We start from the raw sequence: 9,630 nt of genomic DNA, 5'->3' as shown, positions 1-9,630 counted from the left end.
ACTCCGTCCGCTATGTCATTGACCGTAAACGACTTTTCGCGGCTCGCCACCGCTACGACTTGTGTGTAATGAGGTGGCCTAAACGCCGAAAAGTCCCTGGCGCCTTTACGCCGAAAACGGTTTGGTTCCTTAACGGCGAAAGTTCACACTCCTCAATTCGCCGATCAATCGCATCCTCGGTTGGAGTATGGTGGGACCAGAATTCGTTCAGGTCAGTAAGCTGCGAGCGCTCGACCTTGCCATTGAGGTGTGGCGAGCGTGGCGGAATCGGTCGAAATTTGATGCACTCGGTCATCAAACGCCGCTGCACTGATTCGGCGAAGAACTCGCCGCCCCTATCAGTCTGGATACGCTGGATAGGAAACGGCATTTCCTCGATCACGCGATCGAGGAAAAGCAGTGTATTACGGGCATTTCTGCGGGGATAGACGGCCAGTACGCGGAAGCGCGAGCAGTCGTCAATGGCCGTGTACTGATAGACCCCTCGCGCAATCTTCATTGTGTCCATCTGGACCCGATCCCCCGGAACCGGGCGGCTATACCGTTTGGGATGTGCCGGCCGCCGGGAATGTATCAACGGCTTCACAGACGCTTCGCATAGGACCTTGTGAATGGTTGCAAGGGACAACTCTCTTTGTTCGTAGAGCCGCAACTCGTTCTGGATTCGCCGTGCTCCTTTGTGCTCGGCACGCAGTCGTAAAATCGTCGCCCGGTCAGCCTCAGAGACCTTCCTGTTTGGACTGTTGAGAGGGCGGCGACTTTGGGAACGAAGACCTTCTTCTCCGGCTTCCTGATAACGTCGTAACCATTTGCGAAGTGTCGGTCTCGAGATACCACACCGTGCGCATACGAGACCGGCGTTGCCAGTCTCGTGATACATCAATACCCATCGTAATCGTGTCGCAATCTCACGGTCCATCGCTTCATTCTAGTTGAAACGATGTCTATGAATCACACAGGTCAAATATAGTGGACCCTGCGAGGTAAGCAGTCCGGAGTTGGTGGGCGCTGCCTGTCCCTCCCGAGACGAGTACGGCCTTAAGCCCGAAAAGAGTCGGACCACTACATAGCCAAAATCTCCCTCACCGCACTATCGATGAACTTAACATCGACAGCATTGGCTGCAGGACCGCCCGCAAAATGCCCCCACACCGACTCGATGGGCCTTAACTGCGCATTAGGCATCTTCGAAACCTCGTATTCACTATCTTCAGGCGGAAAATACAAATCCGTGCTTCCGGGCATCACAATGGCCTTTGCAGTGATACTGCCCAACGCTCGATCAAAATCTCCCTTGTAAAGGGAGTTCGCGGAAATATCGCCGTTCTGCCAGCTCCACATCATCGACAGAATATTGTTGGCGTCCTTCTTCAAGAAATCACCTTCCCAGAACTGAGTGATGAAGTCCTCGAGCGACCCATACCCCATCGCTTCAATGTCGAGCCGTTGACGCAGAAACGCCTGCGAAAATCCCCAGCCGGCGAACACACGGGCAGCAGCGCGCATTCCACGCGTCGGCGGTGCATCGTAGAAACCGTTCCTGAAATCTGGGTCCAACAGCAATGGCGCCTTAAGCCCTTCGATAAACACAAAGTTGTGCCGCGCGCACCGAGCCGCCCCGCAAAACGGCAGAATGCGCTCGACCATCTCCGGATACATCGCGGCCCAATGGAATGCCTGCATCGCGCCCATTGACCAGCCGGTGACGAGCCTGAGAGACTCGATGCCAAACTTTTCGGTCACAAGGCGATGCTGCATCGCGACGTTTTCGTATAGCGTCACATGCGGAAAGCGGCCACGATCATACGGCGGCGGATAGTTGCTCGGCGAACTCGATACGCCGTTGCCAAACATGTTCGGCACAATGATGAAATACTCCCGCGGATCGAGCCCCATATGCTCGCCGATCAGCCACTCATTGTCGACATGGCTGCCGCTATAGAAGGTCGGATAGACAATCGCGTTGTCTCGCGCTGCATTTAGCCGGCCATAGGTCTTGTAGCCGAGCCGCATGTCAGGCAGCGTCGCACCGGATTGCAGCGCGACGCGGCCAAGATTGAAAGTTTCGAAGTCCGTCACTTGAGCCTCATAGTTAATTGGCAACGATGTTAAGGAATTTTCGGGTGCGCTCTTCAGTCGGGTTGTCGATGACCTGCTGCGGTGTCCCTTGCTCGATCACTTCACCGCCATCCATGAAGACGACGCGGTCAGCGACATCGCGGGCAAAGCGGATTTCGTGCGTGACCACGACCATCGTCATGCCGGCGTCGGCAAGCCCGCGCATCACTCCAAGCACTTCGCCGACCAGTTCTGGATCGAGCGCGGAAGTAGGTTCGTCGAAGAGCATCAACTTGGGCTTGATCGCGAGCGCACGTGCAATCGCCACGCGCTGCTGCTGTCCGCCCGATAACCGGTGCGGCAGAAAATCCGCGTGTTCGGCCAGGCCCACGCTCTTCAACAGCTCGCGCCCGAGCGCTTCCGCCTCCGCGCGAGGCACGTCATAGACCTGACGCTGTGCTTCCACGATGTTGTCCAGCGAACTCAAATGACTAAACAGATTGAAATGCTGGAACACCATGCCCACGCGTGCTTCGGCGCGTGCGCGTGCGAGGTTGTGCAGGGGCCGTACCGTGCCGCCGCCACCCGGCACTTCGCGATAGCCCACATACTGCGAATCGACCTTGATCGTTCCCCAGTCAAGCGGTTCGAGATGGTTGATGAGCTTGAGCAGGGTGCTTTTGCCGGAACCGCTCGGGCCGACTATTACGACCACTTCGCCATGCGCGATTGACAGGTCGACGCCCCGCAAGATCTCGCGTTTGCCATATGATTTCCAGACGTTCTTGCACACGACAAACGGTTCATCGCACTGCCGCGGCGTGCGGCTTCCGGCAGGCAGCAGGGTGCCGATCCACGCGTGATCGTTCGTCTCTCGCTCTTTGGCGGCGACGGGCAAAACAATCGGTACGTCGAGAGGTTTCACATCACTCGTCGATGCGCGCAGTCCGAACCACGAGAACCTGAGCGTTCGCTCGCGCTCGTGATCGAAGATGCGTTCGAGCCACACCTGAAGCAATGAGATCCCGCTCGTCAGGATCAGATAAATCACCGCCGCCGCGCCGAACACGGTAAAGAACTTGAAGTTCTGTCCGACGACCTGTTGCGAGCGAAACGTGAGCTCGTTGACGAAGATCACCGACGCGATCGACGTCAGCTTCAACATGCCGATGGTGTCGTTTGCGAGACCGGGGATCACCGCGCGCATCGATTGCGGCAGGATAATGCGGCGCAACGTCAGCAACGGTCCCATGCCGAGTGCGGCGGCCGCGGTCGATTGCGAACGGTTCACCGACAGGATCCCGGCACGAAACAGCTCAGCGCTGAACGCGGCTTCGTTCAAGGCGAAGCCGATAACCGCAGTCGTGACTTCATCGAAACGCAAACCGATCAGCGGCAACGCATCGAAGATGAATACGAGTTGCAGCAGTTGCGGCGTGCCGCGCACGAACCAGATATAACTCCACGCCGCTGAGTCCAGCGCCTTGAACCGCGACAGCCGCATCAGCGCAAGACCGAGCCCGAGCACCAGCCCGATCGACATCGCTATCAGCGTGATCTTCACCGCGATCCACGCGCCGCCGAGCAGGAACGGTGAGCCGACGTAACCTGCCAGCTCTTTGAAACCGTCGAGCACCTGAACGCCATCGAGACCGGCGGCCATCGCCGGCTGCAATACGAACATGGCCGCCATACAGAGGGTGCCGACGATCATATATTTGATACGCAATGCCTTCATTTCCGAACCCTGATCCATGACGCTGCTGGCACACGGCGTGGGTGTGCCGGGCAGGCAGCCTCTATTGAGTAAGTAGCGTGGTCGGCGTTTCCAGCGACGGATCGACGCCGTACTGCTGAAAGGTCTTCTTCTGGGTCTGATTGGCCTGCATGATCTTGAGTCCATCGGATACGGCGGCGATCATATCGGCGTTGCCTTTCTTCACACCCACGCCGATCTTCATGCCGCTCGTCACCATGAAGCCGCGCGTGTAGAGCTGTGGGTTCTGTTTGGCCAGTCCGTCGACGAGCGCCAGGTCGTACATCATGACGTCGGCGCGACGGCTCGCAACCAGGCGCGCGCCTGACGCGATATCCGCGGATGTCATGATGGTTACGTCGGGCTTGTTTTCCGCTTTGCATTTGGCGGCTTGCGCTTGCGCCATCGATAGTTCGACAGTGCCGATACCTGCCGTGACCGTCAGGCCGCAAAGCCTGGAGATGTCATCGATCTTCTTGGGGTTGCCGGCTGCGACCAGACCGCCCGTACCGGCCTGCATATAGGTGACGAAGCTTGTCTCCTTTGCGCGCTCCGGCGTGTAGTACAACAGGTCCCACATCACATCGATCTGTCCGGCACGCAGTGCGGGCAGCAAGCCGGGCCAGCCGGCGGTAAAGAATTCGGTCTGCACGCCAGCGCAGGCGAACACGGCGCGGGCCATGTCGGCATCGGCGCCGATGATCTTGTTGAGATCCTCGCCGTCACGGAATGCGTACGGCGGCGACTCTGGGTCTACGCCGATCTTGATCGTCTTGCCTGCGAGCGAGGGGTATTTCTGCGCCACCTTGGACGGTTCGCACGATTGTGCCGACGCGCCTTGCGCGAGGAGGAGGCCGCTGACTGCGCATAGAAGCAGCTTGATTGCCTTTGACATGAACATGGCGAATCCTATTCAGGTTGAACGATATGAATTTGGAAGAGGTGGTACAGCGAAGCGAGGATGAAGTGATCTAACGGCCGAGGAAGGCCATGTGGCTTGCGATCGAACCCGGCGTAGTGATGCAGGCGAGGCCCTCGTCGCGCGCGCGCGCAATGTGTTCGAGTGCCCGCCGCAAGTGACACAAACGATGTGGCTGACCCATCAGGTATGCATGCAATGCAATGCCCATCACCAGCGGCTGACGCGCGGATTGCCGCAGCATTTCCTCGAAGTGATCGATCACCATATCGGCGAACGACTTCGCATCCATCTGGCGTGCAAGGATCATCGGGATATCGTTGATTTCTTCCGGATACGGAATCGCCCACAGCGGCTGACCGTTGCGCGTGTGCAGGCGCGTGGGCTGATCGTCGTGGCACCAGTTGAGCGTGTACTGATAGCCCGCTTCGGCTACCAGATCGCTGGTGACATGACTTTCCGAGAGCCACGGCGACAACCAGCCTGCTGGCTGTTGAGCGCTCTCCGCCGCAATCCGCTTCCGGCATGCAGTGATCAGCGCGCGTTCGTCGTCTTCGGTAAGCGTTCCTTGCCTTTCCGAATTCGTATGACCATGCGCGACCAGTTCATCGCCGCGCTGAGCGAAAGCGGCGACCAGCTCCGGGCAGTGATCGTAGAGCGCCGTGTTGACGATGGCGGCGGTGGGCAGCGCGAGTTCATCGAAGAGATCGAGACAGCGCCATGCGCCCACACGCAATGCGTACTCTCGCCACGCGTGATTCAGCACATCGGGTTCGGGCATCACCGGACCGATAGTTGGCCCCAGTCCTGCGCCGAACGCAAAGTGCTCGATGTTGAAGCCGATATAGACCGCGAGCCGCGAACCGTCAGGCCAGCGATAAACAGGGCGACCGTTGATCGGTAAATATGGAAAGCGCCCGTGGCCGGGCAGCACGCGATGTGCGAGAGAATCCATGGTCCAAAGAGTCCTGTCGAGCGGCGCGTACGCCGGTGGTCACGTCAGAACACATGGTATGGATGCCAAAATAGCCGCATCGAGCTTTTTGCGAACAAACTCTTGTCTGCACGCGCATCGGAGGTGACTCATGCTACTTCACGAGTTGAACAGCGCCTTTCGGATGATCGCGTGAACACCCCAGTTGCCGTCCACCACCTGTGTCACGCCGAAGTCGACCGCGACGGAGATCAGCGAGATCGCCGCATCTTCGGACAGGCCTTTGGTCGTCCAGGAAGCGCCGCGTTTTGATGAACGCGTCGCGCATCGCGAGGTCGAGTGTCGATTTTTCATACACCGCGCTTTGCGCGTTCGTGCCAAACTCGGCTAGATAGTTTAGATAACTGAAGCCGCGACGAACCCATTCGTCGGCGGTTTCGACCAGTGGGTAGGTGAAGTCTGCAAACGGCTGGCCGCTTAGCGTATCTTTCTTATGAAGCACCAGTTGGAAGTCACCAGTAAGAGAACACTCGATCGCAGTGCCGCGCAGTTCCGAGTCTCCTTGCGATGCATGAGGGTCGCCAACGGAGAGCAGTGCGCCGGGTACCCCGATTGGCAGGAAGACGCTCGCGCCGCGCGTCACGCGCCAGTTGTCGAGATTGCCGCCGAAGGTGGACGGTAGAATCGAATCTATCAGACCGTCCTGCTGCGGTGCGACGGTGACCACGCCGAAGTGCTGGCGCACCGGGATCTTGACGTTCTTCAGGATGTCGTGATTCTCGACGACCGTCGAATGATCGACCCGCAAGCCGGGATAATCGATCGTGGGATGCATCACGCCAAAGGGATCGCGCTGAGGTGTCCAGCGGAAGTTATAGACCGCACGAGCGTACGCGGTTTCGCCGGCGGTGGCGGCGGCGTCGATTTCATAGATGGTGACAACCTCGCGCGGTTTCGGCTCGGTCAATAACTCGCGATAGTGAAAGCCCCACTACGCAGCGTCATTGCTGCCGAACGCGCGGCCGGCGAATTTCGGATTGGCACAACTACGCGGATGAATATCGACGATACGCACTTCTAGCACATCACCCAGGTCCGCGCCGCGCACGGCGATCGGACCTGTGCAGATATGCACGCCGATGCCTTCTCCCGCACCACGTCCGTAGATGGACGCGTCCATGGGCCCTGCGCCGCGGCGGTTGACGTTCTTGCGCCCTGCAGTCCAATGGAACACACTTTCGGCGCCTGGATCGCCTTGCACCATGCGCTCCCAGTCGTCCGCCGCGTGTTGCGTGAGCGTTTCGATGGTTACCGTGTCGCCACTGTTCACTTCGAGCACAGGCTTAGATCGTGACTGAAGGGCATTGACAGGCACGCCGCGCGAGATTCGCCGCACGAGATGGCGCGCTAATTCGAGACCCGCTTCATGTCGAAAGGTACGCGGCGACGCGCCATATTGCTCGCGGAACACCCGGCTGAAATACGCGGGATCGTTGAAAGCCCAGCGGAAACAGACATCGGCAATCGAAACCTTCTCATACAGCGGGTTCACCAACTCCGCGCGGCAGCGTTCCAGCCTGCGCGAGCGCAAGTAGATAGAGAAATCCTGTCCAACCGCTTCGAACAGCTTCTGCAGATAGCGCGGCGAGACGCGCTCTTCCTTGGCTATCGATGTCAGCCCGAGATCGGGGTCGGCGAGATTGCCCTCGATGGTCCGACACACTCGCGAGAAGATCGCGGCCTGGGACGGCGTGAGTCCACTGAAACTGCCTTCCTTGTCGTGAGCGGCGAGACTCGCGACCAGGAATTCCGCGAGCGCGAGTTCGAGGGGGCGCCACTCGTCGAGCGTGAGCGTCTCAACGCTTTCAGCAATCGAGCGCGAAAGCCGGAGAACACGTGACCGATGCCGGCTTCGCCTGGCAAACGCCCGGCACGCAGCAAGAACGGTGTAAGAAGGCGTGCGTTGATGGCGGAGCGGGGCACGCGGATCGCGAACGCGCGGAAGTCGGATGTGAACGCCAGGTGGGCTTCCTCGGGCGATGAAGCTTACATAATATCGCCGGTTGCAACTTGCGCACGCACGCCGTCGGCGACGAGGGTCACGCCGCCGTCGAGATGCAGCACGATCACGAGACTGTCGGCGCCGTCGACCTTGAACTCGATGGTTTGCGCGAATGCGGCCAGCGCGATCAGCTCAAAGCCGCTTGTCGACCTGCGCGACGTGATCGTTCCATGCATCGGGGGCCCGGCAGCGAGAGGCGTGCCGCAGCGCAAGCCAAGCCGGTCGAGCGCCTCGCTCCAGGCGCGCAGGCGATCTACTTCGGCATACGACTCGGTGGTGAAACGCGGTAATTCCAACCCAGGCTCCCGGACCCTGACGAACGTCAGTTGAAAAATTCAAAGGCAATGTCCGTGCCATTGATAATGACGCCGCTAGCGCTGCAGCGCGCGGTAACGGTGCGTGGATGCACCGTTACCGCGCGCGTACGCACTACTCACAGGCGAGGCTTTTTCTTAGGAGGAAAGACACTGCGGGGGATCTTGCAGTGAATGCCCTGACGGCCGTCGACGACCTGGGTCACGGAGAAATCCGCGGCGACGCTCATCAGCGAATACGCGTCGTCACGAGAGGCCTTGCTGCTCGGTAAGGAAAAACACCATATCGCGTGAAGCATTTTTCGTCGCGATGTTGAGATCTTCATCGAAGCCATGGACGATCCAGAAGTCCGGCGTTTCTAGCAGCGGCGAGGGAAATGCGAAGTCGCGCCGCAGCACGATCTGGAACATTACATTGAGCGATGCCTCGATCGCGGTGCCGCTGATCTCGCCGTCGCCTTGCGATACAAGGGTCGCCAATGGAGAACAAACCGCCGCCCACGGCGACCGGGTAATACATAGTTGAACCCGCGCCGATGCGCCAGTTATCGAGGTTTTGACGTGGCTTATGAATGCCTTGGTCGACAGGTTTCGCGTAGGCGCCCTTGAAGACATTGACGATTCTGAGATCTGCGGGCAACTAGTGTCGTGAGTTAGAAATTCGTTTCATTAGTACTCTTTGCTGCTTGAGGGGACGAAGTTTTGCTTGAAGAGGCGCTCGGATTCGTGGAGACCCTCGTCGGTGAACACAACGGACTTTGCCTTATTAACGGGATCGCCAATCATGCCTCGTTCATATATCCGGTTCAGCACATCCCAATCGAAGCTCTTCCATGCACGGTTATGATCATGCAGCGTCAGGTAAAGAAGTGCGAGAACTGCGTCGTCAACTGCAGCAGTATCAATGTCCATGACGTTCACTCCGATGCGTTGCGCACCCGCGTGCAAAACCGTTCGACGCTCGCCAGAATTTCATCGGCCGATTTGCTCCAGGCAAACGGTCGAGGATTCGCGTTATGAACCTCAAGATAGTGGCGGATCGCGTCGTCCAGTCGGCGTGTCGAACGATGGGTTCCTCGTCGAAGGTATTTCTCCGTAAGCGTGGCAAACCAACGTTCGACCTGGTTGAGCCAGAAGGCAGAAGTCGGAGTGAAGTGCACATGAAAGCGCGGATGACGTGCGAACCAGTTCTTGATCGAGGGCGTCTTGTGCGTACCGTAGTTGTCCATCACCAGATGGACATCCAGATCGGGCGGTACGCTCGCGTCGATAGTGCGCAAGAACTGCACAAATTCACTGCTGCGATGACGTCGATGCAACTCGCCAATCACTTCGCCGGTGGCGATATCCAGTGCCGCGAACAAGGTAGTCGTGCCATGGCGCATGTAGTCGTGGGTACGTCGCTCAGCAATGCCCGGTGCCAGCGGCAGCATGGGCTGAGTGCGATCCAGCGCCTGAATTTTACTCTTCTCGTCCACGCACAGCACCATTGCCTTAAGCGGCGGATCCTTGGCCACCTGGCAAGGCTTCGCTTATGTTGCCTTCATCGTTGATGTGTTCGCGCGACGCATCGTAGGCTGGAGAGTG

General features: G+C 58.7%; 6 protein-coding genes and 5 pseudogenes. 1 reads left to right on the top strand and 10 read right to left on the bottom strand.

The features are described 5' to 3' along the window. Positions 1 to 148: 148 nt before the first annotated feature. The 10 genes and pseudogenes from NCR38_RS33845 to NCR38_RS33795 all read right to left on the bottom strand — a co-directional run. A pseudogene (locus NCR38_RS33845) lies at positions 149 to 919 on the bottom strand (helix-turn-helix domain-containing protein); the annotation flags it as partial. 143 nt (positions 920 to 1,062) lie between these two features. Beyond that, a complete protein-coding gene (locus NCR38_RS33840; RefSeq protein ID WP_061121936.1) occupies positions 1,063 to 2,079 on the bottom strand; it encodes an alpha/beta fold hydrolase in 1,017 nt (338 codons plus the stop codon). A gap of 13 nt (positions 2,080 to 2,092) precedes the next feature. Further along, on the bottom strand, positions 2,093 to 3,814 hold the full coding sequence (locus tag NCR38_RS34290; RefSeq protein WP_284502354.1) for an amino acid ABC transporter permease/ATP-binding protein: 1,722 nt from the start codon (positions 3,812 to 3,814) through the stop codon (positions 2,093 to 2,095). A 43-nt stretch (positions 3,815 to 3,857) separates the two neighbouring features. Continuing rightward, on the bottom strand, positions 3,858 to 4,709 hold the full coding sequence (locus tag NCR38_RS33825) for an ABC transporter substrate-binding protein (RefSeq protein ID WP_250478524.1): 852 nt from the start codon (positions 4,707 to 4,709) through the stop codon (positions 3,858 to 3,860). A gap of 76 nt (positions 4,710 to 4,785) precedes the next feature. Then, on the bottom strand, positions 4,786 to 5,688 hold the full coding sequence (locus tag NCR38_RS33820; protein ID WP_061121934.1) for a polysaccharide deacetylase family protein: 903 nt from the start codon (positions 5,686 to 5,688) through the stop codon (positions 4,786 to 4,788). A 138-nt stretch (positions 5,689 to 5,826) separates the two neighbouring features. Beyond that, a pseudogene (locus tag NCR38_RS33815) lies at positions 5,827 to 7,540 on the bottom strand (acetamidase/formamidase family protein). A 173-nt stretch (positions 7,541 to 7,713) separates the two neighbouring features. Further along, positions 7,714 to 8,025 (bottom strand): hypothetical protein, encoded by a 312-nt coding sequence (locus tag NCR38_RS33810; RefSeq protein ID WP_250478523.1) that lies wholly within the window; start codon positions 8,023 to 8,025, stop codon positions 7,714 to 7,716. A 137-nt stretch (positions 8,026 to 8,162) separates the two neighbouring features. Beyond that, a pseudogene (locus NCR38_RS33805) lies at positions 8,163 to 8,599 on the bottom strand (acetamidase/formamidase family protein); the annotation flags it as partial. A 113-nt stretch (positions 8,600 to 8,712) separates the two neighbouring features. Then, complete coding sequence (locus NCR38_RS33800; RefSeq protein ID WP_061121933.1) at positions 8,713 to 8,955, bottom strand: DUF6429 family protein; 243 nt, start codon at positions 8,953 to 8,955, stop codon at positions 8,713 to 8,715. 5 nt (positions 8,956 to 8,960) lie between these two features. Next, positions 8,961 to 9,548, bottom strand: a pseudogene (locus tag NCR38_RS33795) (IS630 family transposase); the annotation flags it as partial. Between the two features lie 4 nt (positions 9,549 to 9,552). Here NCR38_RS33795 and NCR38_RS33790 point away from each other — a divergent pair. Continuing rightward, a pseudogene (locus tag NCR38_RS33790) lies at positions 9,553 to 9,630 on the top strand (integrase); the annotation flags it as partial.

Source organism: Caballeronia sp. INML1 (assembly GCF_023631085.1).
Lineage (GTDB): Bacteria > Pseudomonadota > Gammaproteobacteria > Burkholderiales > Burkholderiaceae > Caballeronia > Caballeronia turbans.
This window is presented reverse-complemented; position numbering and strand designations above follow the sequence as displayed.

Excerpts from the sequence above, each read along its gene's own strand:
- NCR38_RS34290 (WP_284502354.1), bottom strand. The coding sequence starts at position 3,814 with ATGGATCAGGGTTCGGAAATGAAGGCATTGCGTATCAAATATATGATC.
- NCR38_RS33820 (WP_061121934.1), bottom strand. The coding sequence starts at position 5,688 with ATGGATTCTCTCGCACATCGCGTGCTGCCCGGCCACGGGCGCTTTCCA.
- NCR38_RS33800 (WP_061121933.1), bottom strand. The coding sequence starts at position 8,955 with ATGGACATTGATACTGCTGCAGTTGACGACGCAGTTCTCGCACTTCTT.
- NCR38_RS33825 (WP_250478524.1), bottom strand. The coding sequence starts at position 4,709 with ATGTCAAAGGCAATCAAGCTGCTTCTATGCGCAGTCAGCGGCCTCCTC.